Raw genomic sequence first — 25,064 nt, forward strand, 5'->3', positions numbered from 1 at the left:
GGCGATGCTGTCAGAGGAGACCGGGCACGGGTAAGCGCTTGTAGACCGAGCTTGATCGGATTGTGACCGGAAATCGGCGTCGAACGACCGGAATGCGGGACTCCGAGCGATGTTCCGGACTCGTGCGCGTCACCCGGTGGCTCAGAACCGTCGGTCCGGGCCGACGGCGGTCCGGGCCGGGGCGCGCCGGGCGGCTCAGCCCGGGGTGTTGACCATGGAGGCGGCCGCGTACGTCAGGTAGTTCCACAGCGTCCGCTCGTGCTCCTCGGACAGGCCCAGCTCGTCCACGGCGGTCCGCATGTGCCGCAGCCAGGCGTCGTGCGCCGCCCGGTCCACCGTGAAGGGCACGTGCCGCATCCGCAGCCGCGGATGGCCGCGTTGCTCGCCGTACGTCGTCGGGCCGCCCCAGTACTGCATCAGGAACAGCCGCAGCCGCTCCTCGGCCGGACCGAGGTCCTCCTCCGGGTACATCGCCCGCAGTTCGGGGTCGCCCGCGACCCCCTCGTAGAAACGGTGCACGAGCCGGCGGAAGGTCTCCTCCCCACCGACCTGCTCGTAGAAGGTCTGCTCCTGAAGCGTGCCGCGCCGAATCTCATTCACCCGTTCATCGTCTCAGACCGCCGGACGGAGGACCCCGGTCCTAGGACCCGTTCACCGGCCGGGGGAGGGGCACTGCCGGTGCCGGTGCCGGTGCTCGCCTCGCGGCGCTCCGCGCAGCACAGTGGAGGCATGGGCGCGCACGCTGTCGGGACCGACGAGCAGGACTGGGCCGGCCTCGCCGCCGAGGCGCGGGCGCGGCTGGTGCGCGAGATCGAGGCGAGCGGGGCGTGGGCGGCCGACCCGGTCTGGCGGGAGGCGTTCGCCCGGGTGCCGCGGCACCTGTTCGTGCCGTACTACTACGTCGCCGGACCCGGCGGCCACGAACGCCGCTGGGGCCAGAGCCCGGACGCCGCGGCGCGCGAACGGTGGCTGCGCGGCGCCTACGAGGACGTACCGCTCGCCACCCGGCTGCGCGACGGCGAACTGGTCTCCTCCAGCAGCCAGCCCTCGCTGATGGCCCAGATGCTGGCCGAACTGCGGCCCGCCGACGGCGACCGGGTCCTGGAGGTCGGCGCGGGCACCGGCTACAACGCGGCTCTGCTCGCCCACCGGCTCGGCGACGACGGCCTCGTCACCACCGTCGACCTGGAACCGGAGATCACCGAGGCGGCGCGGTGCCATCTGGCCGCCGCGGGCCACCATCCGGTGGTGGTCACGGGCGACGGCGCCCGCGGGGTCCCCGAACGCGCCCCCTACGACCGGATCATCGCCACCTGCGCGCTGCCCACCGTCCCGCGCGCCTGGCTCGCCCAGTGCGTGCCCGGCGCCCGGATCCTGACCCCGCTCGCCACCGGCCTGGTGGTGCTGACCGTGCGGGACGCCGCGCACGCCGAGGGCCCGTTCCTCGGCACCGCCGCCTACTTCGTCCCGCTGCGCGGCACCGGCGGCGGCCCGGACGCGCCGCTCCCGGACCTGCGAGGGGTGCCCGCGCGGGCCCGGGAGGACGACGACTTCCGCTTCCTGCTGGCCCTGGCCCGGGGGCGGACCGGCCCGCGCGAGGCCCACGCCCTGTGGGAGCGCGCGGGCCGCCCGCCGCGGGAGCGCTACGGCGTCACCGTGTGCGACGGGCGGGCCTGGGCGTGGCTCGACGACCCGCGGGGGCCGCACCGCTGGCCCCTGCCGGGGTGATCCGTACGGCGGCGCGGGTCAGCCGCGCCGCACCGTGATCGTCGTCCACGCGCCCACGTGCACCCGGTCGCCGTCCTGGAGCGGCACCGGCACGAAGGGCTGGATGGGCTCGTCGCCGCCGTTGACCGTGGTGCCGTTGGTCGAGTTCTGGTCGACGACCGCCCAGCCGCCGTCCGGCTGCTGGACGAGCACCGCGTGCTGGTGCGAGACGCCCGGGTCCTCCGGCGGCACCGACAGGTCGATGTCGGGGGTGTCACCGGTGGAGTGCCTGCGGCGGCCGATGGTGACCTGGCCGCCGCCGAGCGTGCGCTGCTGCTCGGGCGAGTACGCGGGCAGGTTCAGGCCCGCGGCCTCGGGGCCCGAGCGCTGCATCATCGCCATGAAGTAGTCGCGGTCCGGCCCGATCGTCGCCGTCCAGGTCGCGGGCTGCTGGGGCTGCTGGGGCTGGTGCGGCTGGTTCGGCTGCTGCGGGAAGGGCGAGGAGGACGGCGACTGCGGGGAGCCGGGCTGCGGGTAGCCGTAGCCGCCGCCCTGCCCGCCCTGCCCGCCGGGGTCGGTGGACGAGGGCGGGGAGAGCACCCAGTCGTCGTCCCCGCCGAAGCCGCCGGGCCCGCCGGGGCCGCCCGGCTGCGGCCGGTTCGCCTCCTGCGGGAACGCGGGCGGCGCGGGCGGACCGGACCGGTGGAACGCCTGCGCGGCGCCACCGGGGCCGCCGCCCTGCTGACCGTGACCGCCGCCCTGCTGGCCGGGACCACCCGGGCCTGTGGGGTTGCCGAAGCCGCCAGGGCCGCCGGGTCCGCCAGGGCCGCCCTGCTGACCGGGACCACCAGGACCACCGAAGCCGCCCTGACCGCCTGGCCCGTTGGGGCCGCCCTGCTGACCGGGTCCGCCGGGTCCGCCGGGGCCTGTGGGGTTGCCGAAGCCACCGGGACCGTTGGGACCGCCGAAGCCCCCCTGGCCGCCCGGACCCTGGGGACGGCCGAAGTCGCCTTGGCCGCCCGGCCCGTTGGGGCCGCCCTGGCGGCCGGAGTCGCCGAAGCCACCGGACTCGCCGAAGCCACCGGGACCGCCCTGCCGACCGGAGTCGCCGAAGCCGTCGGGGCCACCCTGTCGGCCGGGGTTGCCGAAGCCGCCCGGACCACCCGGACCGCCCTGACCACCGGGACCGGCGGGCGGGGTCGGGCCGGGGGGCGGCGGGACCGGTCGGGACGGGTCCGCGCCGAAGCCGCCCTGGCCGCCGGGACCGCCGGGGCCACCAGGAGCGCCGGGACCGCCGGGTCGGCCGAAGCCGCCGGGCGCACCCGGGCCGCCGGGTCCGCCCTGGCCGCCGGGCTCCGTGCCGAAGGGCGGGATCGGCTCGGCGGGCCGGTTCACCTGCGAGGGCCGGGAGCCCTGGTACTCGTAGGAGTCACCGCCGCCGTAGGACGGGCCCGGTGCCTGCGGGAAGCGCGGGCCGGGGCCCGGGTTCTGCGGGCGCGGCGCGGCCGGGGTGTACGAGGTGGCGGTGTTCGTCAGGAAGTTCCAGCGGCACTCTTCGCAGAACGGCGCGCCGCCCTCCCGGGGCGTACGGCACTGCGGGCACAGCTCCGCCCGGCCGCCGGGCCCGGCGGAGGGGGGCGGGAAACCGCCGGCCGGACCGGGGCCGCCCTGCCCGCCGGGACCACCGGGGCCGCCCTGGCCACCGGGGCCGGGCGCGGGCGGGAAGCCGTAGCCGCCGACCGGGGGCGGCGGCGGAGGCGGGGGCGGTACGGCACCGGCCATGCGGTGACCGCAGACCTCGCACCAGTCGTCGGAACCCGACTGGTGTCCGTTCGGGCAGGTCGGCATGTCGGCGCTTCCCCCTCTCCTGTCCGGTCGCGTCGACCGGATTTCTCCCACCCCGAGGGGCCGGGCTCGCTGTCTTTCAGGTCACTTCTTTACACGAACAGTCTTTGTGGACCGGGTTTCGAGAGTCATCTCGTCGGCTTCCTCGACCTTCGCCTTCAGTCGCACAGTACCCGCCGCCGCGTCCACCACGTCCACCACCTTGGAGAGCAGCTTGGCCGTATCCGCGTTCCCCGAGGCGGCGGCGAGCTGGACCGCCCGCCCCAGTCGGGCCGTCGCTCCGTCGGAATCGCCCGCTTTGCGGAGATCGAGCCCCTGTTGGATGACCTGGGCCAGTTCGGCCTGCCCGGTGTAGTGGGCGACCTGGGGGTTGATCGAGGTGGAGGCGGCCATGTCGTCGGTCCACACGGCCCGTACCAGCCCCTGGGCGCCGAGGTTCTGGGCGCCGCCGTCCGGCTGCGGCACCACCAGGGAGACCCGGGCCGCCAGCATCTCCTGGCCGAGGTGGGCCGCGGGCACCTCGACGCACAGGTGGTAGTCGCGGGACTCGTCGCCCCAGGAGCCCGTCGGATAGTCCCCGGCGCGCGGACCCGCCTCGGCGCGGCGGCCGGTCAGGTCCTCGACCGTGGGCGCGACCTGCTTGACGAACCGGATCGTCGTGCCGACCGGTGTCCACACCCGCAGGGCGACGTCGGCGACCTCCTTGCCCATCGCCGTCTCCATCATCTGCGCGAAGTCGGCGGCCAGGCCCGCCGGGTCGGCGACGATGTCGGCGGTGCCGAGCAGCGCGGAGGCGATCCCTGTGACCTCTTTCACCTCCCAGTCGGTGCCCACGCCCCGGGCGTCGCAGGTGAAGCGCCCGGCGCACGCGTCGAGCGCCGCCCGCAGGGCCTCGGGCGACTCGTGCTCGTTGCGCCCGTCGGTGAGCAGGATGCCGTGCCGGATGGCCACGTCCGCCGAGGCGAGCAGCCGGTCGGCGAGCCGCAGCCAGGTGCCGATGGCGGTGCCGCCGCCCGCACTGAGCTTGCGCAGCGCCAGCTTGGCGTGCCCGCGGGTGGTGGAGTCGGCGACGGCGAGCCTGCCGCCGCCCGGATAGACCTCGGTGGCCCGGTGCGTCCCGGCGACCACCGCGAACCGCACCCCGTCGCGCAGGGTGCTGATCGCGGCGGCCGTGGCCTCGCGGGCGTTGCGCATCTTGGCCGGCGGATAGTCCATCGAGCCCGAGCAGTCGACCATGACGACCACCGCGGCGGACGGCCCCTCACCGGGGCCGGGCGGATGCGGGGCGCCGGCCGCGCTCCCGATGGTGCCGCCGCCGGTCGCCGTCACCGTGACGACGGCGTTGACCTCGCGCCCGCCCTCGGGCAGGTACTCGTTCTGGTACACGTCCACCGAGAACTGCGGCACGCTGGACTTCGCGAAGTTGGCCATGCCCTGCCAGATCCCCCTCCGGGCCCCTGAGCGGGGCCGACGACTGTGCGGTTCCTGCGGACCGGTCCCTTCCGGTCCACCGGCGCTCCCCGTACCCGTGGCCGCCCCGCCCGGTCCGGTCCCTCAGGCCGATCCTGCCCCCTGCGGCGCGACCGGGAACGGCAGCAGCGCCACTGTTACGTTGTCGTGGCCCCCGCCGTCCAGCGCGTGGCCCACCAGCACCCGGGCGCTGTGCAGCGGGCGTTCGACGGCGTCCCGGGGCAGCGCCTCGGCCATCTCCTCGGCCGTCTCCGCGTAGTTCCACAGGCCGTCCGTGCAGACCACGACCACTCCGGGCCGGTCCGGCTTGAACGACGCGGTGTGCGGCTCCAGTTCGTAGGCGTCCGCGCCGAGCCAGCCGGTGATCGCGTGGGCGCGCTCGTCGGCGTACGCCTGCGCCTCGCTCATCAGCCCGGCGGCGACCATCTGCGCGGCCCACGAGTCGTCCTCGGTGAGCCGGGCGGGCGGCGCCGAGCGGTCCACCGGCACCCAGTAGACGCGGCTGTCGCCGACCCAGCCGACCACCAGCAGCCCGGCGGTGACGACCGCGCCGACGAGCGTGCAGGCGGGGGAGTTCTGCTGCGGGGAGTGCTCGCGGCCCGCCGCGGGCTCCTCGGCGAGCGCGTCGACCGCCCGCGCGGCGGCGACGATCGCCTCGTGCATCGCCTGCTGCGGGTGGACGCCCCGGGGCAGGGCCTCCAGCAGCGTGGCGCTCGCCGCCCGGGACGCGGCCAGGGACGCCTCGTCGGGGCGGGTCGCGGAGGACACGCCGTCGCAGACGACGGCCACCGCGGCGGGCGAGCCGTCGGGCAGCACCGCGTTGCCGATCGCGAACGCGTCCTCGTTGCGGTGGTGGCGCAGCCCGCGGTCGCTGACCGCCGCCACGGGCCCCGACTCCCGCTCCATGTGGTCGCGTTCGCGCGGCTGGGCGTGCCCGCAGTTCTCGCAGTAGCCGTCGTCGTCCACCCGGCCCGCCCGGCAGGCCACGCACACGGCGGCGGTCGGGGCGGCGGCGGGCTCCGCCGGGGTGCCGGGCGCGTCCGGCGCGCCGGGGACGGGTCCGCGCGGATCCGGTGCCTGCAACGGGTACTCCTCGGGCTCGGACCCGGCCGCGCGGTCGAACCGCACGCCCGCGCCCGGCTGTTGTGGTGCCGGCTGCCCCTGCGCGGGCAGCGGCGAGCCGCCCGAGTCGGTGCCGGGCAGATCCGTGGGGCGCTGCATGCGCGCCCCGCCGGAGCTGTCCGACTGCGGGGCGAGCGGCCACTCCTCGTCCGCGGCGCCGTCCTCGGCCGGTGCGGACGGGCGCGGCACCGCGCCGGTGTGCATGGCGACCGTCGGCGTGTCGGACGGCGCCGCCGCGGCCGCGGACAGGTCGAATCCGCAGGCGCCGCAGAAACGGTCACCCGATTCGAGCGGCTCCGCGCAGCTCGGGCAGTTCGTCAGGGCGGCCTGCTGGTGCATCTGCGACATCAACTACACCCATGTCCGGGGGCGGTAACGGTTGGCACGTTCCACCAGGTCGATCCTCTCCTCACCGCCGGGCGCCAGCCGGGCCAGCGTGCGGTACGTACGCTCCAGGCCGAAGCGGAGTCCCCGCTCGTCCAGGTCGCTGCCGAGCAGCACCCGTCCCGGGGACGGATCCGCGGCCCTGCCCCCGGAGAGTATCCAGTCCAGCGCGCAGCCGAGAACCTCGGCCGACAGCGACTCGTGCCGCGCCGGGTCCAGACCGTGCGCGCGCAGCGCCTCCACCTGGGCGGCGGCGGCCGTCAGATCCTCCTGGAACGGCGTGTCGGAGGCGAGCGCCGTACGGTGCCGCAGCCGGGCCCGTACCGCCGCGACCCGGGCCGCCGTGCAGTGCACGGAGGACTCCGGGACCGACTCCAGGGTCCGTACGGCGGCGCGCCGGTCGCCGCCGGCGAGCTGGACCCGGGCCAGGCCGAACGCCGCGCTCACATGGCTCGGGTCGCTCGCCCAGACCAGGCGGTAGTACTCGGCGGCGTTGTCGAGCTGGCCGAGCACCTCGGCGCACAGGCCGAGCGCCAGCTTGGGCGCGACCTCGCCGGGGAAGGCGTCGTAGACCGCGTCGAAGGCGAGCGCCGCCTCCTCGTGTTCGGCCGTGACCAGGGACGCCAGGCCCCGGTACCAGACCACCCGCCAGTCGTCGGGGTGCGCCTCCTCCAGGGCGCGCAGCACCCGCAGCGCCTCGGTGCTCTCGCCGGTCTCCAGCCGGGCGCGGACCAGGCGCAGCCGGGTCTCGGTGGACTGCGCGGGCGCGGCGGCCAGCGCGGGGATCAGCTCGGCGGGCGCGGAGGCCAGCAGGCCCGCCAGGAAGCCCGCGTTGGGGTCGGTGGTGTCGACGTGCGGCACGGGCAGGGCGAGGGCCGCCGCCGGGGCGTCCAGCGGCCGCACCAGGGCGGGAGCGGCGCCCGGGGTGCTCACGGCGCTCACGGCGGTCGCGGTGCCTCCGGTGCTTCCGGCGGTCAGGGCGGGCGCGGGGGCGCCAGGGCCGGGGCCGAGCGCCGGGGCGGGCGCCGGAGCCGCCCGGCCGCGTCCGCGCCCGACGGGCGCCCGCGCGCCCAGCCGGGACACGTCCCCGTCCAGCGGCGGGAACAGCTCCGTGTCGGTGACCCTGGTCTCCGGGCCGAACAGCGTCGACAGCGCCGGACGGGCCCGGCCCGTCTGGAGCGACACGACCTCCCGGAGCACCCCCGTCAGCTGCTCGGCCATCTCCTGCGCGGAGGCGAACCTGCGGGCCGGGTCCGGATCGGTGGCGCGCACCAGCAGCCGGTAGAAGGACTCGTAGCGCCGGAACACCTCGATGGTGTCCGGGTCGGGCAGCGAGTCGGCGTAGGTGTTCGTGTAGCCCTGGAAGTCGAAGGTGAGCACCGCGAGCGTGCGGCCCACCGTGTACAGGTCGCTGGCCACCGAGGGGCCGGTCTCCGCGACCTCGGGCGCCTGGTAGCCCACGGTGCCGTAGATGGCCGACTCGTCGTCGTCCGCCCGGCGCACCGCGCCCATGTCGATCAGCTTCAGCTCGTCCTCGGTCTGGATCGCGTTGTCGACCTTGAAGTCGCAGTACAGCAGGTTGCGGCTGTGCAGATGGCCGAGCGCCTCCAGCGCCTCGATGCCGTACGCGCACGCCTGCTCCACCGGCAGCGGGTCGCGCCGTCCGTCCGGGGTGCGGCGGGCGTTGGCGATCTCCTTCAGCGACTTGCCGCCGACGTACTCCATGACGATGTAGCCGTCGAGGGAGCCGGTGCGCTGGTCCAGGTGCTCCACGAAGTTGTAGATCCGCACGATGTTGGCGTGCTCGATCTCCGCGAGGAAGCGCCGCTCGGAGATGGCCGCCGCCATCGCGTCCTGGTCGCCGGTGTCCAGCAGGCCCTTGAGGACCACCCACCGGTCGGCCACGGCCCGGTCCACGGCCAGATAGATCCAGCCCAGACCGCCGTGCGCCAGGCACCCGGCGACCTCGTACTGGCCGTGCACGATGTCCCCGGCGCGCAGCTTGGGCACGAACGAGTACGGATGGCCGCACTTGGTGCAGAAACCCTCCGTGCGGCCGGGCCGCTCCCCGCGCGCCCGGCCCACCGGCGCCCCGCAGTCCGCGCGCGAGCAGAACCGCTTGCGCTCGGGCACCTCCGGGTTCTCCAGCACCATCGAGCGTGGGTCGGGCCGCGGCACCTGCGGCACCTGCACCAGACCGGCCCCCAGCCGGGCACGGCCCGAGGAGCCCGCCGCCGAACCCGAGCTGCGCACCGACACCGACCGGCTGGTCGACCGCCCCGACACCGAGCGCGTCAGCCGCCCCGACACCGACCGGGGCGACCTCGACGACTGCGACGACGTACGCCCGCTGGGGCGCGAACCGCCGCTCGCCGCCGAGCCGTTGCCGCCGCCGACGGTGCCGGTGGGGGCGGAGGCCACCAGGCCGGTCGCCGACACCACCGGCGCCAGACCGCAGGTGTCGCAGTACAGCTCACCGCCGCCCACGTCCTCGTACGCCCCGCCGCAGTCCGGCCGCTGACAGGTCTGACCCGCCTGACTCATGACTCCCCCCCACCGTCGCCGTCCCGAGGACCGCCCTGGCGCGGCACCCGTGCCGCGCCCAGCAGTTCCGCCGCCGCGTGCTGATAGCGCAGCACCGCCTGTTCGGCCACCCGCAGGTCGCAGGGGGCGCTCCACAGCATGCGGCGGGCCGCGTCGTACCGCTCGACCAGCAGCGGATCCTCCGCCAGCCCGAGCCGGGTCACCTTGGCCCGGTACGCGTCCAGGCGGCCGCGCAGCTCGGCGCGGACCGCCAGCGGCGCCGTGACCGCCGTCAACGACTCGCGGGCGCGCAGCAGTTCGTCCTCGGCCTTCTGTTCGAGGGACTCCAGCAGCGGCGACAGCCGGTGCCACTGGGCCTGCCTGCGGTACTCGGCCGCCGCCGACAACTGCTCCTGGAGCGCGGTCGGCGGGCCGCTGACCACCGGCACCTCGGTGGCGGCGATCTTCGCCAGCACCTCACCGCGCGCGGTGCGCGCCTCGGCGAGGGTGCGGTCGGCGCGCGAGAGCACGTCCCGCAGCCGAATCAGCCGCTGTTCGGCGTCCTGGCGCACCCCGAGCACGGCGTCGATCTCCCGGCGCACGTCCTCCAGCGCCCGCGCCTCGCGGTCGTACACCGTGGTGTCGGGGCGGCCGCCGCCCGGCGCGGAACTGCCCTGCGCGGGCACCCAGTGGGCGAGCGGATCGCTGACCACCTGCTCGCGCAGCCGGGTCAGGGTGCGGGTGATGCGCTCCAGGTCGTCGCCCGCCGGATGCTCGCCGGGGCGCACGCCCACCGAGTGCGCGAGCCGCCGGGTGCGCTGGAGTTCGGCGGCGAGCAGGTCGATACGGGCGGGCAGCGCCGACCACACGGCGTCCGCCGCGACCACCATGTCCAGGCTGCTCGCGTACAGCTCGTTCATCCGGTCCACCAGCCCGGCCAGCGAGAAGGACTGGCTCAGGCGTCCCGCCTCGGCCAGCGCGGGCGCGCCTGCCGCGGCGGCGCCGGGGACCGTGACGCCCGTGCCGCGCAGCAGCCCGGTCAGCTCCACCAGGTCCTCGCGGCTGGACCAGCGGCGACGGGCGCGGATCTCACGGGCGGTGCGCAACGCGCCCGCGTAGGCGTCGAAGTACGCCCACAGCAGTGTTATCGACGCCTCCGTCACCGCCCAGCGCTCCTCGGTGACCCCGGTCAGCCGGGCGCCTTCGAGGAGTCTGCGGCCCGCGTGGTCCTGGAGGGCGAGCAGCGAGGTCTCGATCGCCTCGTGCTCCGCGCCGAGCCGCGCCAGCGCACGGTCCACCTCGTCCCGGTCCAGCACCGGCCCGGCGGGGTCCGCGCCGCCCATCGATCACCTCTCGCTGCTCTTCGTGGTCCGTCGGCCCTGCGCCGCTCGGTGGCCTCTTCGTCCGCGGCCCGTGCGGGCCGGGATCACCGGTAGGCCGGTGCCGGCGGAGTCGCCGACTCCGAGTCCTTACCCAGGGTGGCGGACAGCCAGTGGTCGTACGCCGCCTTCCAGCCCCCGTCCTTGCGGTAGTCCTCCAGGCTGCGGTTGACCTGACGTACCAGATCGTCGGCGCCCCGCTGCATCGCCACGCCGTAGTACTCCTTGGTGAAGGTGCCGCCCTTCAGCTCCACCGCCGGGTCCTGCGCGGCCTGGCTGGCGGCGAGCGCGCCGTCGGTCACCACCGCGTCCACGTCGCCCAGTTGGAGACGCACCAGGCAGTCCAGCTGGTTGGGGACGGTGGTGGAGATGTCCGTGGACGCGGGCAGGGCACCGCTCTTCCGGTCGGCGGACAGATGGTCGTAGGCCGTCGAACCGGTCGCCGAGCACACCTTCTTGCCGGCGAGGGAGGCGTCGTACCCGGTGATCGGCGAGGTGCGCGGCGCGAGGACCTGCTGGCCGGTGAGGAAGTACGGCGCGGAGAACGCCACCTTCTCCAGGCGCTTGCAGGTGATGGTCATGGTGCGCACCACCAGGTCGACCCGGCCGCTCTCCACCGCGTGCTCGCGCTCGTTGGTGGGGATCGCCCGGAAGGTGACCTTCGTCGGGCTGCCCAGCAGGTCCTGCGCGATCCGGCGGGCCAGGGCGATGTCGAAGCCGTCCAGGTCGTCGGAGGTGCTGTTCGGGTTGCGGTAGCCCCAGCCGTAGCTGTTCTGGTCGACGCCGACCACCAGGGAGCCGCGCTTCCTGATCCGCTCGACGGCGGGGCCGTCCGCGTCGGCCGGTGCCAGGCTGCGGTTCTGCACGTCGCCGTCGTCGCAGTCGCCGGCCCTGGCCTGCACGCCGCGGGCCGCCCCGGCGCCGCCGGCGGCCGGGGGAGGCCCGCCGTGCGAACGGGTGGCGGGCAGCACCAGGACGAACGCCAGCGCCAGGACGCAGACGACCGCCATCGCGCCCACACCGCCCCAGCCCCTCAGACCGGACCGCAGTCGCCGCACACGCATCCGCACGCCTCCTTCCACCCTTGTCACGCCCCCTCTCACTCTCACCGGTACTCCGACAGCCTTCGCCCGATGCCCAGCAGGGCACCGGCCCCGCCGAGCAGGGCCAGGGCGGCGGCGCCCTCGGGCAGCAGGCCCAGCGCGCCGAGCCCGTCCTGCGCGGCGTCCTCGAACTTCGCCGTCTCGTGGTCGATCGCCGTCCTGAGCGCGGCGTCGACGTCGTCGAAGCACGCACCCGTCGACTCGTCCTTCGCGCCCTTCGCGCCCTTGCCGTCCGTCGCGCCGGTGCCGATGACCCGGTCGCGGGCCGTGCGGTAGTCCCCGGCGTCGTCGGCCTGGCGGGCCAGCGCGTGCCGGGACTTCCAGACCTTCACCGACTCGCTCGCGGCCGCCACCGGCGCGCGGCCCGCCGCGTCGTCGGCGATGGCCGCGGCCGTCGCCAGCTTGCCGGTGAGGTCGCCGATCTCCTGGTCGTAGTTCCAGTCGTAGGCGTCCATCACCTTGCCGCCCGGCAGGGTCTTGGTCTCCGCGCCCCGGCTGACCAGGGTGAGGTTCTCGTCGCCGCGCGCCTTGAGGGAGGCGATCCGGGCGTCGTGCAGCACGTTCAGCGAGTCCACGTCGCGCCGGGAGTCGTCCAGGGAGGAGCGGGCGAGGCCGTGCCCGGTGACCAGCCACAGCAGGACGGCGGCGGTCGCGGCGGTGGCGCCCACCAGGCCCCGGCTCAGCACCCGGTTGGTCCGCCGGTACTCGCGGCGCTGGGCCCAGCCGAGCGCGGCCAGGGCGAGCACGCCGAGCGCGATGGCGGCCCACGGGTAGGGCGTCGCGTCGCCGTAGTCCGCGCCGCGCCGCCCGTTCTCGTTGCGGTACAGCGTCTCGGCGGCCGGGAGCATCTGCTGCTGCATCAGGGTGTTGGCGGTGCGCAGATAGGCGCCGCCGACCGGGAAGCCCTGCCGGTTGTTGGCGCGCGCCGACTCCACCAGGCCCTTGTAGCGCGGCAGCAGCGCGTTGAGGTCGCCGATGGTCTTCGCCGCCGGGGAGCCGGGCGCGGAGTTGGCGGCGGCGGTCACCAGGCCCTGGGCGGCGGTGCTGATGTCCGACTCGTAGCGCCGCCGGGTCGTCTGCGTCTCCTGGAGGCCCGCCAGATAGCCGCTGCTCGCCATGGTGTTGGCGTCGGCGAGGGAGCGGTAGATCCCGGCCGCCTCGGAGCTGAGGGGCTGGCTGCGGTGCAGGACGTCATGGGCGGCGGTCCGCCGGTCGCCGCTCTGCCAGGCGGCGACGGCGCCGAACGCGAGGACGAGCAGCGCCAGGAGCGCGCCGATCGCCCGCAGCCTGCCCGGCCCGGTGACGGCGGCGGCGCGCAGCCGGTCCAGGCCCTCGGCGAACGCCGTGCGGCGTGGCGGCGCGGGCACCGGCGCCGGGGCCGGCGGCGTCCGCCCGCCCGGTCCGGCGGGCGCACCGGGCTGCGGCGGCACGGCGGGTGTCGCGGGCGCGCCGGGGTGCGGCGGCGCCACGCTGCTGTTCGGCGAGTGTGTCACTGCTGACCCCCCCATGGTCATCCGTCGCCGCAAGTATCCCTGCCGGGACCGGCATCCGCACCGGCCTTCGTCCGATCTTGCTCCGATCGCGACGGGGAGCCCGGCCGCGCGCCCGGCGCACGCCCCCCTTCTCAGGAACACGTGAAGCGGAACGGTTCGGTTCCCCCGGCAGACACGGACACGGGCCGGTCACCCGAGTGCCGGCCCGTGTCCCGTGTGTGTGTACCGCCCGTTCAGCCCCCGAAGTACGCCCGCACCCGCTCCTGCACCTCGGCGGGCGCGCCCACGTGGTCCAGGCCCAGCAGGGCCGCGCCCAGGACCGGGCGGGCGGTGACCACCCGCGGGACGGCCTTCGGGGCGCGCGCGGACAGGCGTTCGCGCAGCGACGCGTCGAGCTGCGGGTGGCGGGCGGCCAGGACGCTGCCCCCCAGCAGCACCGGGGCCTCCTCGTCCAGCAGGTCCAGCCGGCCCAGGGCGACCACCGCCATGGCCACCACCTCCTCGGCCAGGCGTTCCACGATCGAGCGGGCGATCGCGTCGCCCTCGGCGGCCGTCGCGAACAGCACGGGGGCCAGTTCGTGGCGGCGCTCCGGGTCGACGTGCTCCAGGTGCAGCGCCTCGATCAGGGCGTACATGGAGTCGAGTCCGAAGTGGCCGGGCAGCGTGCGTACCAGCGCGGTCGGCTCGCCGCGGCCGTCCTCGGCGCGGGCGGCGTACCACAGGGCCTCCTCCGCCAGGCCCGAACCGCCGCCCCAGTCGCCGGAGATGCGGCCTATCGCCGGGAAGCGGGCCGTCCGGCCGTCCGGGCGCATGCCGACGCAGTTGATGCCGGCGCCGCAGACCACCGCCACGCCGCGCGGCTCGGCCACGCCCGCGCGCAGTATGGCGAACGTGTCGTTGCGGACCTCGACGGTCGTGCCCCACGCGCGCGCGTGCAGGGCCGCCGCCAGCTGCTCCTCCTCCACGGGCAGGTCGGCGTTGGCCAGACAGGCCGACACATGGGCGACCGAGGCGACGCCCGCCTCGGCGCAGGCGCGCGTGACGGCGTCGGCGAGGACGTCCACGGCCGTCTCCACGCCCACCACGGGCGGGCGGAACCCGCCGCCGCGGGCCGTGGCGAGGACGCTTCCGTCGGCCGCCACGACCGCGACGTCGGTCTTGCTGTTGCCCGCGTCGATGGCGAGGACGCTTGCGGTCAGGCCCACGCGAGATGCTCCCGGTTGTGTGCGACGAGCTGGTCGGTCAGGGTCTCGGCGTAGGAGTACTGGCCGATCAGGGGGTGGGCGAGCAGCGCGCGGAAGACCCGCTCCCGGCCGCCGTGCAGGGCCGCCTCCAGGGCGAGCTGCTCGTACGTCGTCACATGGGCCACCAGGCCCGCGTACAGCGGGTCCACGGGGGCCACCGGCAGCGGGGTGGCGCCCTTGGCGCCGACCGCCGCCTGCACCTCGATCACCGCGTCGTCCGGCAGGAAGGGCAGCGTGCCCCGGTTGTAGGTGTTGACCACCTGGTACGGGCTGCCGCCGCCGCCGAGCAGGGCCGCGGCCAGGTCGACGGCCGCCTCCGAGTAGTAGGCGCCGCCGCGCTTGGCGAGCAGGGCCGGCTTCTCGTCCAGCGCCGGGTCGCCGTACATGTCCAGCAGCTCGCGCTCCATCGCGGCCACCTCGGCGGCCCGGGACGGCTTGGTGCGCAGCTCCTCCACCACCTGGTCGTGCGCGTAGTAGTAGCGCAGGTAGTACGAGGGGACCACGCCGAGGCGGTCCAGGACCGGGCGGGGCAGCCGCAGGTCCTCGGCGACGGCGTCGCCGTGCTCGGCCAGCAGCCGGGGCAGCACGTTCTCGCCCTCGGGGCCGCCCAGGCGCACCCCGGTCTCCCAGGTGAGGTGGTTCAGGCCCATGTGGTCCAGGTGGACGTCGTGCGGGGCCACGCCGAGCAGCTTCGCGAACTTGCGCTGGAAGCCGATGGCCACGTTGCACAGGCCGACCGCCCGGTGCCCGGCCTCCAGCAGGGCACGGGTGACGATGCCGACCGGGTTGGTGAAGTCGATGATCCAGGCGTCGGGGTTGGTGCGGCGCACCCGCTCGGCGATGTCCAGCACGACCGGGACGGTGCGCAGCGCCTTGGCCAGGCCGCCGGCGCCGGTGGTCTCCTGGCCGACGCAGCCGCACTCCAGCGGCCAGGTCTCGTCCTGCTGGCGGGCGGCCTGGCCGCCGACGCGCAGCTGGAGCAGCACGGCGTCGGCGCCCTCCACGCCCGCGTCCAGGTCGGAGGTGGTGACGATCCGGCCGGGGTGCCCCTGCTTGGCGAAGATCCGGCGGGCCAGGCCGCCGACCAGCTCCAGCCGGTCGGCCGCCGGGTCCACCAGGACCAGCTCCTCGACGGGCAGGGTGTCCCTGAGCCGGGCGAAGCCGTCGATGAGTTCGGGGGTGTAGGTCGAACCGCCGCCGACCACGGTGAGTTTCATGTCTGTCAACCCTTTACTCCGGTGAGCGTGACACCCTCGACGAACGCCTTCTGCGCGAAGAAGAACACGAGGATCACGGGGGCCATGACCAGCACGGTGGCGGCCATGGTGAGGTTCCAGTCGGTGTGGCGGGCGCCCTTGAAGGACTCCAGGCCGTAGGACAGGGTCCAGGCGGCCGGGTTCTCCGAGGCGTAGATCTGCGGGCCGAAGTAGTCGTTCCAGGCGTAGAAGAACTGGAAGAGGGCCACGGCCGCGATGCCGGGCTTGGCCATGGGCAGCACCACCCGCACCAGGGTGCGCAGCTCGCCGCAGCCGTCGACCTTCGCCGCGTCCAGGTACTCGTTCGGGATCGTCGTCAGGAACTGCCGCAGCAGGAAGATGGAGAACGCGTCGCCGAACGCCATGGGGATGATCAGCGGCCACAGGGTGCCGGACAGGTCCAGCTGCTTCGCCCAGAACAGGTACATCGGGATGATGATCACCTGCGGGGGCAGCATCATCATCGAGATGACCAGCATCAGTGAGAGATTGCGGCCGCGGAAGCGGAACTTGGCCAGCGCGTAGGCCACCGGGAGCGAGGACACGACGGTGAGGACCGTGCCCGCTCCGGCGTACAGGAGGGTGTTCCGCCACCAGGTGAGGAAGCCCGGCGTGTCGAAGACCTTCTTGTAGTTGCCCCACTCCCAGGTGTGCGGGATCAGATCGCGGCTGAGCGCCTGGCTGTCGCTCATCAGCGAGGTCAGGAACACGAACACGAAGGGCAGCACGAAGAAGAGGGCGGCGGCCACACCGAGCGAGTGGACCGCGATCCACTCCAGGAGGGCCTTGCGGCGGGCGGTGCGCTCCGCGGGCGAGACGGGGGCCTTGAGGGCGGCCGGGTGGTCCAGGACATGGGTCATCGTCAGTCACCTGCCTGCATGAGACCGCCCCGGCGCCGCATCAGCAGAGAGGTGAACGCCATGGACAGGACGAACAGCACCAGCGCGACCACACAGGCCGAGCCGTAGTCGAAACGCTGGAAGCCGAGGTTGTACACGAGCTGGGGGAGGGTCAGCGTGGACTTGTCCGGGTAGCCGGGCTCGAACATGGTGCCCGCGCCCTGGATCACGCCCGAGGCGACCTTCCCGGCGATCAGCGGCTGCGTGTAGTACTGCATGGTCTGGATCACCCCGGTGACCACGGCGAACATCACGATCGGCGAGATGTTCGGCAGGGTGACGTACCGGAAGCGCTGCCAGGGCGAGGCGCCGTCCAGCTCGGCCGCCTCGTACTGCTCGGTGGGCACGTCGAGCAGGGCGGCCATGAAGATGACCATCAGGTCGCCGATGCCCCACAGGGCGAGCAGGGTCAGGGCGGGCTTGGACCAGGTGGGGTCGTTGAACCAGCCGGGCGCGGGGATGCCCACCTTCTCCAGCAGCGAGTTGACCGGGCCCGTGCCGGGGTTGAGCAGGAAGGCGAAGGCCATGGTCGCGGCGACCGGCGGGGCCAGATAGGGCAGGTAGAACAGGGTGCGGAAGACACCCGTGCCCGTCTTGATCTTGGTGATCAGCAGTCCGATGCCGAGTCCGAACAGGACCCGCAGGGACACCATGATCACCACCAGCCACAGGGTGTTGCGCAGGGCCGGCCAGAACAGCGGGTAGTTCTCGAAGACGTACGTCCAGTTCTGCGCGCCGCTCCACGTCGGCGGGTTGAAGCCGTCGTAGTGCATGAACGAGAAGTAGACCGTGGAGATCAGCGGATACGCGAAGAAGACCGCGAATCCGATCAGCCAGGGCGACATGAAGGCGAGGGTCCGCAGGGCCGCGCGGCGGCGTTTCGACGCCAGGGTGACGGTGGTCATCGCGTGCCTACTCCGCCTGCGCGATGTCCGTGTCGATCTGATGGGCGGCCTTTTCCAGGCCGCCCTTCAGGTCCTTCTGCTTGCCGCTCTCGTAGTCGTAGCCGAGCTGCTGGACCGTGACCAGGTACTGGCCGCCGTTGATCGAGGCGGGCGTGGTCGTCGAGTTCGTGTCGGCCGCGATGTCGAGGAACGTCTTGAACCGAGGATCGTACGTGAGCTTCGGGGACTTCAGGGCGGCCAGCGTGGAGGGCACGTTGTGGATGTCGTTGGCGAAGCCGACCACCGCGTCGGTGTCCGTGGAGATGTACTTCACGAATTCCCAGGCCGCCTTCTGCTTGCGGCTGGTGGCGGCGATACCGGTGATGGTGCCGGTGATGTAGCCCTTGCCGTACTGGCTCTCCTGGTCGTCCGGCACGGGCAGCGGGGCCACGCCGATCTCGAAGCCCGGCTTGGCCTCCTCGGCCATGCCGAGCCGCCATTCGCCGTCGAGCTGCATGGCCACCTGGCCGGTGTGGAAGGGGTGCTTGGGGCCCCATTCGTCACCGAGCGTGGCGCGGTACTTCTCCAGCTTCTGGAATCCGCCGAGTTCGTCGACGAGCTTCTTCTGGAAGGTGTATCCCTTTTCGAAGGCGGGGTCCTTGGCGACGTTCGACTTGCCGTCGGCGTCGAAGTACCGCGGGGAGAACTGCGCGAAGAGGTGCTCGGTCGTGGTCTCCCAGCCGTGGTACGTCGGCATGACACCGAGCTGCTTGAAACCGTCCCCGTCGGGAATCGTCAGCGCCTTGGCGTCCGCCTCGAACTCGGACCAGGTCCTGGGCGCCTGCTTGATCCCGGCCTTCTCGAAAGCGGTCTTGTTGTAGTAGAGCCCGTACGCGTCGCCGAGCAGCGGCGCCGTGCACCGCTTCCCGGCGAACTGCGTGTATTCGTTCATCGCCTTCGGGAACGTCTTGTCGGCGTCGATGCCCGCCTTCTTGAAGAGCGGGTTGAGATCGACCAGCGCGCCCGAGGAGCAGAACTTGCCCACGTTGTTGGTGGTGAAGGAGGAGATCACGTCCGGCGCCCTGTCACCGCCGGTGCGCAGCGCCTGGTTCATCTTGTCGTCGGTCATGTTGCCGACGATGTTGACGTGGATGTTGGGGTGCGCCTTCTCGAAGCCGTCGACCAGCGCCTGGACGCCCTTCACCTCGTTCGGCGCGCTCCATGCGTGCCAGAAGTTGATCGTGGTGTCCTTCGAGGCGTCGTCGTCCGCTCCGGAGCTGGGCTGGCCGGTGCAGGCGGTGGCGAACAGCGCGACGGAGACGGAGGCGGCGAGGACGAGGGCCGCTTTCCGGGGCACTTCGGGCATGGCGGGATCTCCCTGGGGCGGGGGGCGGGACGGTGCGGTGCGGACGGGGGAGGACAGGTGGTGCGGGGGGCGGTCGTGCGGTGGTTCAGTTCAGCGCGAGGTGTCGAAGACCTCGTCGCGGGTGGCCGCGAGGGCGCTCTCCAGCGCGCCGCGCAGCACGGGTTGTTCGCGGACGTCGCCGACCACGAGGCGCGGCCGGGCGGCGGCCAGGTCCTCCAGCTCGGCCTGGACCAGGGCGCGCAGCACCTCGCCGCCGGCGGTGAGCGCGCTGCCGCTGAGCACCACCAGCTCCGGGTCGAGCACGGACACGAGCGAGGCGAGACCGGTGGCCAGATGGGTCGCGTACGTCGTCAGCAGGGTGCGGTGCGGGCCGCTCGCGTGGTCGGCGGCGCGGGCCACGAGCGCGGCGGCGGCGTCGGTGTACGGCCCGGTGGGCACGTCCGCGAGGCCGAGCGCGCGGGCCAGCTTGGGCACGGCCTGGGCCCCGGCGAGTTCCTGGTAGCCGCCGCTGTTGGCCTTGGTCACCTGGCGGACCAGGGGCGCGCCGGGCACCGGCAGGAAGCCGACCTCCCCGGCGCCGCCGGTCCAGCCGCGGTGCAGCCGCCCGCCGAGGACCAGGGCGGCGCCCATGCCCTCCTGGTTCCACAGCAGCACGAAGTCCTGGTGGCCGCGGGCCGCGCCGAGGCGCTGCTCGGCGATGGCGACGAGGTTGACGTCGTTCTCGTACTCCACCGGCATCGGCAGGGCCGCGGCCAGCTCGTCGAGGATCGTGGGGGAGTGCCAGCCGGGCAGGTGGGAGGCGTAGCGCAGCCGGCCGGTGTTCGGGTCGAAGGCGCCGGGGGTGCCGATGACGAGGCGGTGCACGTCGCCGCGGGCCAGGCCCGCCGCCTTCACCGCGCCGTCCAGCGCGTCGGTGACCTGCCGGACGACCGGCTGGGTCGGGTGCCGGCCGGGTGTGGGCAGCTTGAACTCGCCCACCGTGCGGCCGGTGACGTCGGCGACGGCGGCGCGGATGCGGTGCGGGTTGACGTCGAGTCCGGCGGCGTGCGCGGCGGCCGGATTGACGGAGTACAGCTGCGCGTTCGGCCCCGGCCTGCCCTCGCTGGTGCCGGTGGCGAGCACCAGCCCGGCGGCTTCGAGACGCGCCAGCAGCTGTGAGGCGGTCGGCTTGGAAAGACCGGTCAGCTTGCCGATCCGGGTGCGCGACAGCGGCCCGTGCTCCAGCAGCAGATCGAGGGCGGCCCGGTCGTTCATGGCGCGCAGGACGCGCGGGGTGCCCGGCGTACCGGCGGTCCCTGCCATGCGTCTCGCCCCCTGCCCTGGAAGATCACTGTTAGGAAAGTTTCCTGTTCGAGTGCCAGGAACCTAAGCCCGGGATGAAGGGGGCGTCAAGACCGGGCGACGGGGAGGCTGCGGAGTCGTTATGCGCGGGTGCCGCCCCGCGTCCGCGGAACGGCGCTTCCGGACCGCGGGCCGCCGCTCCCGCCGCACTCCCGGGCGGGGTCCCCGGGCGGACCGCCGCCCGGGTCCGTCCGTCCCGGCCCTACTTGCCCGTCGGCTGCTGCGGCGGGATCGGGGTGGTGGCCTTGGCCTGGTCGGAGGCCGGGTTGGCGAAGGCGGAGGGGGCGGCGATGGCGGCCATCGGGTCGGGGGCCTCGTCCTCGACGGGGGCCGTGGCGCCGCCCACGATGCGGATGTCCGCCTCGTCGAAGGCGCGCTTGATGCGCCAGCGCAGCTCGCGCTCGACCGCCGTCGACTTGCCCGGCATCGTCTTGGCCGAGACCCGCACCACCATCGAGTCGATCAGCACGCTGTCCAGGCCCAGCACCTCGATCGGGCTCCACAGCAGCTCGTTCCAGGGCTCTTCCTTGCCCATCTTCTCCGCGACCTCGGTCAGCGTCGCCCGGAGCCGGTCCAGGTCCTCGTCCGCCCGGACGGTCACGTCCACGCCCGCCGTCGCCCAGCCCTGGGAGAGATTGCCGATCCGCTTGACCTCGCCGTTGCGGACGTACCAGATCTCGCCGTTGTCGCCGCGCAGCTTCGTCACCCGCAGACCGACCTCGATCACCTCACCGGAGGCCACGCCCGCGTCGATCGTGTCCCCGACGCCGTACTGGTCCTCCAGGATCATGAAGACACCGGAGAGGAAGTCCGTGACCAGGTTCCGGGCGCCGAAACCGACCGCGACACCCGCCACACCGGCCGACGCCAGCAGCGGCGCCAGATTGATCTGGAACGCGGACAGCACCATCAGCGCGGCCGTCCCCATGATCAGGAAGCTCGCCACCGAGCGCAGCACCGAACCGATCGCCGCCGACCGCTGCCTGCGCCGCTCCGCGTTGACCAGCAGACCGCCCAGCGCGGTGCTGCTCGCCTGCTGCGCGGTGCGGTTCATCCGGTCGATCAGCTTGGTGATCGCCCGCCGCACCACCACCCGCAGCACGCTCGCTATCACCAGGATCAGCACGACCCGCATGCCGATCGCCAGCCAGGTGGACCAGTTCTGCTCCACCCAGCTCGCGGCCTGGTTCGCGCTCTCCTGGGCGTCCTGGAGCGTGGGGACCGTCACGGAGGGTGACTCCGAGGGGGACGGCGAGGGGCCGGCGGCCAGCAGGACGGCGGACAAGGACACGGCAGGTACCTCCAGGTGCGCCTGCCCGCCGGCGCCGCGATCCGAAACGCGGCGGTCGATATCGTCTGGGTCACGAAGTGGTCACCGCACGGGCAGGGCAACCACACTAACGGGGCACGGAACGCCGCTCCCCGCGAACTCCCGGCCCGGCCCGGCCCCGGCACCGCCCCTCCCCCTCTGATCAGGCCGTGTGGGCGCGCTGCGGCCCGGGGACCGCGCCAGGTGTGGTCGAAAACACTCCCGGCCCGTTACCGGGACATGGTGGCGCGTTCACCAGGCATGAGGGGAGACTGACTCCAGATCGTCCCGGCGCGAGCCACGCGCCGCCGGCGTACAAGGAGGCACCCGTGCCGCATGTCCTGGTCCTCAACGCGTCGTACGAGCCCCTCGGCGTCGTACCGCTCCGCCGTGCGCTCGTCCTCGTGCTGGAGAACAAGGCGGTCTGCCTCGAGGAGTCCGGCGCCCATCTGCACAGCGCGACCGTCACCGTCCCCGCACCCAGCGTGGTCCGGCTCAAGCGTTTCGTCCGGGTCCCCTACCGGGGGCCCGTCCCCCTGACCCGCAGGGCGCTGTTCGCCCGGGACGGGGGCCGGTGCATGTACTGCGGCGGTGTCGCCACCAGCGTCGACCACGTCGTCCCGCGCTCACGCGGCGGGCTGCACGCCTGGGACAACGTGGTGGCCTCCTGCCGCCGCTGCAACCACGTCAAGGCCGACCGCCACCTCGTCGAACTGGGCTGGCGCCTGCGGCACAAGCCGGCCCCGCCGACCGGTCTGGCCTGGCGCATCATCGGCACCGGCCACCGGGACCCGCGCTGGCTGCCCTACCTCCAGCCGTACGGCGCGGACGACGCGCTGGCGCGGATCGACGGGATCTCCGCCTGACGGTCCGCCCCGCCTCGCCCGCTTCGCCTCTCGGGACGGCACCGGTCACCCGCATTCCGCCGTCCACGCGACCGGAAGTGGCCGCCGGGCCGTGCGTAGCGCAACCTGGTGGGAGCGGAATGTGACCGAGAGCACGTAGTTCGCTCGCGTGCGTCTGCCATCGCGCGCACTGGGTAGGGCTGCGGTAATCCGCTCGATGCCGCAGCCGACAAGGAGACCCCCGTGACCGCACCGGCGCACCTGCTGCTCTCGGCCCTGACCGACACCGTCCTCTCGGACACCGCCCTGTCCGACGCCACACCCGAGGGCACCTCCTCCTCCGGTGTGCCCGGACCCGACCGGACCCTGCCCAAACCCACGGCGGGGCCGGACCACCGGCTCCGCCCGGACCCCACCGGCCCGGACGAGACCGGCCCGGACGGCCTCCACCCCGGCGACCCCTACCCGGACGTGTTCACCTCGGAGGCGCCCTGGGCCGAGGCCCCGCTGACCAGCGAACCGCCGCTGCCCGACGCCGAACCGCTCACCAGCGAACCGCCCCTCGCCGAGGCCGCGCCGCTGACCAGCGAGTCCACCGCCGACCCCGGCCCGTGCGGCGCGGAGCGGTAGATGGCCGCGCCACGGCCGGCCGGACCCGCCGGACCCGCCGGACCCGCCGGACCCGCCGGGGATGCCGGGGGTGCCGGGGACGACGATCTCGCCCGGCTCGCCGCGCTGCACGGCGTCGCCACCTCCTACAGCCCCGCACCGGGCCGTACGGTGGCCGCCTCGCCCGGCGCCGTCGTCGCCGCGCTCGCCGCCCTGGACGTCGACGCGAGCACCCCGGAGGCGGTACGCGCCGCGCTCACCGCCCGTGAGAGCGCCCTGCGGGAACGCCTGCTGCCGCCCACCCTGGTCCACTGGACCGACGCCGGACCCCCCGAAGCCCTCACCGCGCTGCCGTCCGGCACCCGGCTCACCGTCGAGACCGAGCAGGGCGGGACGCGCTCCGGCGCCGACGGCCTGCCCCCGGGCGTCCACCGGCTGACCGCCACCGCCCCCGACGGCCGGAGGGCCGAGGCGCACCTGATCGTCGCCCCGCCCCGGCTGCCCCCGCCGCCCGGACGCTCCTACGGGCTGCTCGTCCAGCTCTACTCCCTGCTCTCCCGCCGCTCCTGGGGCATGGGCGACCTGGGCGACCTCGCCGAGCTGAGCGGCTGGGCCGGGCGGAGCCTGGGCGCCGGGTTCGTCCAGGTCAACCCGCTGCATGCGGCCGTGCCCGGCGACCCCGCCGAGCCCACCGATCCCTCGCCCTACCGCCCCTCCTCCCGCCGCTTCCCCGACCCCGTGCACCTGCGGATCGAGGACGTCCCCGAGTACGCGTACGTCACCGGCGACGCGGACCGCGCGCGGCTGCACACCCTGGGGGAACGGGCCGCCCGCCTGCGCGCCGAGGTCCTCGGCAAGGGCGCCCTGATCGACCGGGACGCGGTGTGGGACCTGAAACGCGAGGCCCTGGAGATCCTGCACCGGGTCCCGCTCGGCCCCGGCCGCGCCGCCGCCCACGCCGCCTTCCTCGCCCGCGAGGGCCGCGCCCTGACGGACCACGCCACCTGGTGCGCCCTGGCCGAGGCGCACGGCTCCGACTGGAGCCGCTGGCCCGCGGGGCTGCGCGACCCGCGCTCGCCGCAGACGGCCCGCGCCCGCGCGGAACTGGCCGACCGCGTCGGCTTCCACACCCGCCTCGCCTGGCTCACCGACGAACAGCTCACCGCCGCCCAGCGCGCCGCCCGCGAGGCCGGCATGCCCCTCGGGATCGTGCACGACCTCGCCGTGGGCGTGCACCCCGGCGGCGCCGACGCCTGGGCGCAGCAGGACGTCTACGCCGCCGGGATGTCCGTCGGCGCCCCGCCGGACGCCTTCAACGCGCACGGCCAGGACTGGGGCCTGCCCCCCTGGCGCCCCGACCGCCTCGCCGCCTGCGGCCACGCGCCCTTCCGGCGGCTGCTGCGCGCCCTGTTCCGCTCCGCGGGCGCCCTGCGCATCGACCATGTGATGGGCCTGTTCCGGCTCTGGTGGGTGCCGCGCGGCCACCCGCCCACCGAGGGCACCTACGTCCGCCACGACGCCGAGGCCATGCTCGCCGTGCTGGTCCTGGAGGCCGCGCGGGCGGGGGCGGTGGTGATCGGCGAGGACCTCGGCACCGTGGAGCCCGGGGTGCGCGAGACCCTGGACCGGCGAGGAGTGCTCGGCACGTCGGTGCTCTGGTTCGAACGGGGCTGGGACGGCGACGGCCGCCCGCTGCCGCCCGCCCGCTGGCGCGCCGACTGCCTGGCCACGGCCACCACGCACGACCTGCCGTCCACCGCGGCCCGCCTCACCGGCGAGCACGTCGCGCTGCGCCACCGCCTGGGCCTGCTCACCCGCCCGCTGGAGGAGGAACGCGCGGAGGCCGCAGCGGACGTGGACGAGTGGCTGGCGCTGCTGGGGGAACTGGGGCTGCTCCCGGGGACGGCGGGAGACGGAGCCGGAACCACGGCCGGAGCGGCCGGAGCGGCCGGGGGTCCCGGGACCGAGGCCCGGGTCGAGGCCGGGATCCAGGCCGTCCACCGCTTCCTGCTGCGCACCCCCGCCCGGATGGTGGGTCTCTGGCTGCCGGACGCCGTGGGCGACCGCCGCCCGCAGAACCTGCCCGGCACCTCGGCCGAGTACCCCAACTGGCGCCTGCCCGTCGCCGACGCCGAGGGCCGCCCGGTGACCCTGGAGGACCTGGCCGCCTCGCCCCGCCTGCGCGCCCTGGCGGACGTACTGCGCGCCGGGGTGCGGAAGGACGGAGGTGCCGAGGGGCGCTGACGGCGGGGGCGCGCGGGCGGTCCGCGCGCCTCGTACGGCAC

19 protein-coding genes are annotated in these 25,064 nt (G+C 74.5%); 4 read left to right on the plus strand and 15 right to left on the minus strand.

From position 1 onward, the window contains the following. Nucleotides 1-195: 195 nt before the first annotated feature. Nucleotides 196-600: a globin gene (locus tag ACWDYF_RS31025; RefSeq protein ID WP_389472921.1), complete on the minus strand. Its 405-nt coding sequence runs from the start codon at nucleotides 598-600 to the stop codon at nucleotides 196-198. 129 nt (nucleotides 601-729) lie between these two features. Between ACWDYF_RS31025 and ACWDYF_RS31030 the strand changes: the two genes are divergently transcribed. Next, a complete protein-coding gene (locus tag ACWDYF_RS31030; protein ID WP_389472924.1) occupies nucleotides 730-1,728 on the plus strand; it encodes a methyltransferase domain-containing protein in 999 nt (332 codons plus the stop codon). An 18-nt stretch (nucleotides 1,729-1,746) separates the two neighbouring features. On the opposite strand, the gene ACWDYF_RS31035 is transcribed toward ACWDYF_RS31030, so the two are convergent. The 14 genes from ACWDYF_RS31035 to ACWDYF_RS31100 form a co-directional block, all read right to left on the minus strand. After that, nucleotides 1,747-3,555 carry an FHA domain-containing protein gene (locus tag ACWDYF_RS31035; RefSeq protein ID WP_389472927.1) on the minus strand — a complete coding sequence of 603 codons (1,809 nt, stop codon included), beginning with the start codon at nucleotides 3,553-3,555 and terminating at the stop codon, nucleotides 1,747-1,749. A gap of 81 nt (nucleotides 3,556-3,636) precedes the next feature. Further along, the gene (locus ACWDYF_RS31040; RefSeq protein ID WP_389472930.1) at nucleotides 3,637-4,983 is read right to left on the minus strand and encodes a vWA domain-containing protein; all 1,347 of its coding nucleotides are present in this window, start codon (nucleotides 4,981-4,983) and stop codon (nucleotides 3,637-3,639) included. A gap of 123 nt (nucleotides 4,984-5,106) precedes the next feature. Then, on the minus strand, nucleotides 5,107-6,492 hold the full coding sequence (locus ACWDYF_RS31045) for a protein phosphatase 2C domain-containing protein (protein WP_389472934.1): 1,386 nt from the start codon (nucleotides 6,490-6,492) through the stop codon (nucleotides 5,107-5,109). A gap of 3 nt (nucleotides 6,493-6,495) precedes the next feature. Next, the gene (locus tag ACWDYF_RS31050; RefSeq protein WP_389472937.1) at nucleotides 6,496-9,072 is read right to left on the minus strand and encodes a serine/threonine-protein kinase; all 2,577 of its coding nucleotides are present in this window, start codon (nucleotides 9,070-9,072) and stop codon (nucleotides 6,496-6,498) included. Next, on the minus strand, nucleotides 9,069-10,394 hold the full coding sequence (locus tag ACWDYF_RS31055) for a hypothetical protein (RefSeq protein WP_389472940.1): 1,326 nt from the start codon (nucleotides 10,392-10,394) through the stop codon (nucleotides 9,069-9,071). Before ACWDYF_RS31055 ends, ACWDYF_RS31050 begins: the two co-directional genes overlap by 4 nt. A gap of 83 nt (nucleotides 10,395-10,477) precedes the next feature. After that, a complete protein-coding gene (locus ACWDYF_RS31060; RefSeq protein ID WP_381743081.1) occupies nucleotides 10,478-11,494 on the minus strand; it encodes a glutamate ABC transporter substrate-binding protein in 1,017 nt (338 codons plus the stop codon). 41 nt (nucleotides 11,495-11,535) lie between these two features. Next, nucleotides 11,536-13,026, minus strand: coding sequence for a hypothetical protein (locus tag ACWDYF_RS31065; protein WP_381743083.1), 1,491 nt, complete (start codon nucleotides 13,024-13,026; stop codon nucleotides 11,536-11,538). Nucleotides 13,027-13,259: 233 nt separating this feature from the next. Further along, a complete protein-coding gene (locus ACWDYF_RS31070; protein WP_018568444.1) occupies nucleotides 13,260-14,231 on the minus strand; it encodes an N-acetylglucosamine kinase in 972 nt (323 codons plus the stop codon). Beyond that, nucleotides 14,222-15,487 carry a 6-phospho-beta-glucosidase gene (locus ACWDYF_RS31075; RefSeq protein ID WP_381743085.1) on the minus strand — a complete coding sequence of 422 codons (1,266 nt, stop codon included), beginning with the start codon at nucleotides 15,485-15,487 and terminating at the stop codon, nucleotides 14,222-14,224. Before ACWDYF_RS31075 ends, ACWDYF_RS31070 begins: the two co-directional genes overlap by 10 nt. A gap of 5 nt (nucleotides 15,488-15,492) precedes the next feature. Then, on the minus strand, nucleotides 15,493-16,386 hold the full coding sequence (locus ACWDYF_RS31080) for a carbohydrate ABC transporter permease (protein WP_389472946.1): 894 nt from the start codon (nucleotides 16,384-16,386) through the stop codon (nucleotides 15,493-15,495). A gap of 2 nt (nucleotides 16,387-16,388) precedes the next feature. Beyond that, nucleotides 16,389-17,330 (minus strand): carbohydrate ABC transporter permease, encoded by a 942-nt coding sequence (locus ACWDYF_RS31085; RefSeq protein WP_018568447.1) that lies wholly within the window; start codon nucleotides 17,328-17,330, stop codon nucleotides 16,389-16,391. A 7-nt stretch (nucleotides 17,331-17,337) separates the two neighbouring features. Then, nucleotides 17,338-18,675, minus strand: a complete 1,338-nt coding sequence (locus ACWDYF_RS31090; protein ID WP_389472950.1) for an ABC transporter substrate-binding protein — start codon at nucleotides 18,673-18,675, stop codon at nucleotides 17,338-17,340. A 90-nt stretch (nucleotides 18,676-18,765) separates the two neighbouring features. Continuing rightward, entirely contained in the window at nucleotides 18,766-19,977 is a 1,212-nt protein-coding gene (locus tag ACWDYF_RS31095) for an ROK family transcriptional regulator (RefSeq protein WP_018568449.1), read from the minus strand. 241 nt (nucleotides 19,978-20,218) lie between these two features. Then, the gene (locus ACWDYF_RS31100) at nucleotides 20,219-21,307 is read right to left on the minus strand and encodes a mechanosensitive ion channel family protein (protein ID WP_389472955.1); all 1,089 of its coding nucleotides are present in this window, start codon (nucleotides 21,305-21,307) and stop codon (nucleotides 20,219-20,221) included. 347 nt (nucleotides 21,308-21,654) lie between these two features. On the opposite strand from ACWDYF_RS31100, the gene ACWDYF_RS31105 reads away from it, so the two are divergent. From ACWDYF_RS31105 to malQ, 3 genes are all read left to right on the plus strand, one after another. Then, nucleotides 21,655-22,191, plus strand: coding sequence for an HNH endonuclease (locus ACWDYF_RS31105; protein ID WP_018568451.1), 537 nt, complete (start codon nucleotides 21,655-21,657; stop codon nucleotides 22,189-22,191). A 222-nt stretch (nucleotides 22,192-22,413) separates the two neighbouring features. Continuing rightward, the gene (locus ACWDYF_RS31110; RefSeq protein WP_389472958.1) at nucleotides 22,414-22,800 is read left to right on the plus strand and encodes a hypothetical protein; all 387 of its coding nucleotides are present in this window, start codon (nucleotides 22,414-22,416) and stop codon (nucleotides 22,798-22,800) included. Then, nucleotides 22,801-25,023: a 4-alpha-glucanotransferase gene (gene malQ / locus ACWDYF_RS31115; RefSeq protein ID WP_389472960.1), complete on the plus strand. Its 2,223-nt coding sequence runs from the start codon at nucleotides 22,801-22,803 to the stop codon at nucleotides 25,021-25,023. Nucleotides 25,024-25,064: the final 41 nt, after the last annotated feature.

It is taken from the genome of Streptomyces sp. NPDC003284 (assembly GCF_053589675.1).

Coding starts and splice junctions, on each gene's coding strand:
- malQ (WP_389472960.1), top strand. CDS start 22,801: ATGGCCGCGCCACGGCCGGCCGGACCCGCCGGACCCGCCGGACCCGCC.
- ACWDYF_RS31055 (WP_389472940.1), bottom strand. CDS start 10,394: ATGGGCGGCGCGGACCCCGCCGGGCCGGTGCTGGACCGGGACGAGGTG.
- ACWDYF_RS31030 (WP_389472924.1), top strand. CDS start 730: ATGGGCGCGCACGCTGTCGGGACCGACGAGCAGGACTGGGCCGGCCTC.
- ACWDYF_RS31085 (WP_018568447.1), bottom strand. CDS start 17,330: ATGACCACCGTCACCCTGGCGTCGAAACGCCGCCGCGCGGCCCTGCGG.
- ACWDYF_RS31045 (WP_389472934.1), bottom strand. CDS start 6,492: ATGTCGCAGATGCACCAGCAGGCCGCCCTGACGAACTGCCCGAGCTGC.
- ACWDYF_RS31080 (WP_389472946.1), bottom strand. CDS start 16,386: ATGACCCATGTCCTGGACCACCCGGCCGCCCTCAAGGCCCCCGTCTCG.
- ACWDYF_RS31050 (WP_389472937.1), bottom strand. CDS start 9,072: ATGAGTCAGGCGGGTCAGACCTGTCAGCGGCCGGACTGCGGCGGGGCG.
- ACWDYF_RS31095 (WP_018568449.1), bottom strand. CDS start 19,977: ATGGCAGGGACCGCCGGTACGCCGGGCACCCCGCGCGTCCTGCGCGCC.
- ACWDYF_RS31035 (WP_389472927.1), bottom strand. CDS start 3,555: ATGCCGACCTGCCCGAACGGACACCAGTCGGGTTCCGACGACTGGTGC.
- ACWDYF_RS31040 (WP_389472930.1), bottom strand. CDS start 4,983: ATGGCCAACTTCGCGAAGTCCAGCGTGCCGCAGTTCTCGGTGGACGTG.
- ACWDYF_RS31060 (WP_381743081.1), bottom strand. CDS start 11,494: ATGCGTGTGCGGCGACTGCGGTCCGGTCTGAGGGGCTGGGGCGGTGTG.
- ACWDYF_RS31090 (WP_389472950.1), bottom strand. CDS start 18,675: ATGCCCGAAGTGCCCCGGAAAGCGGCCCTCGTCCTCGCCGCCTCCGTC.
- ACWDYF_RS31075 (WP_381743085.1), bottom strand. CDS start 15,487: ATGAAACTCACCGTGGTCGGCGGCGGTTCGACCTACACCCCCGAACTC.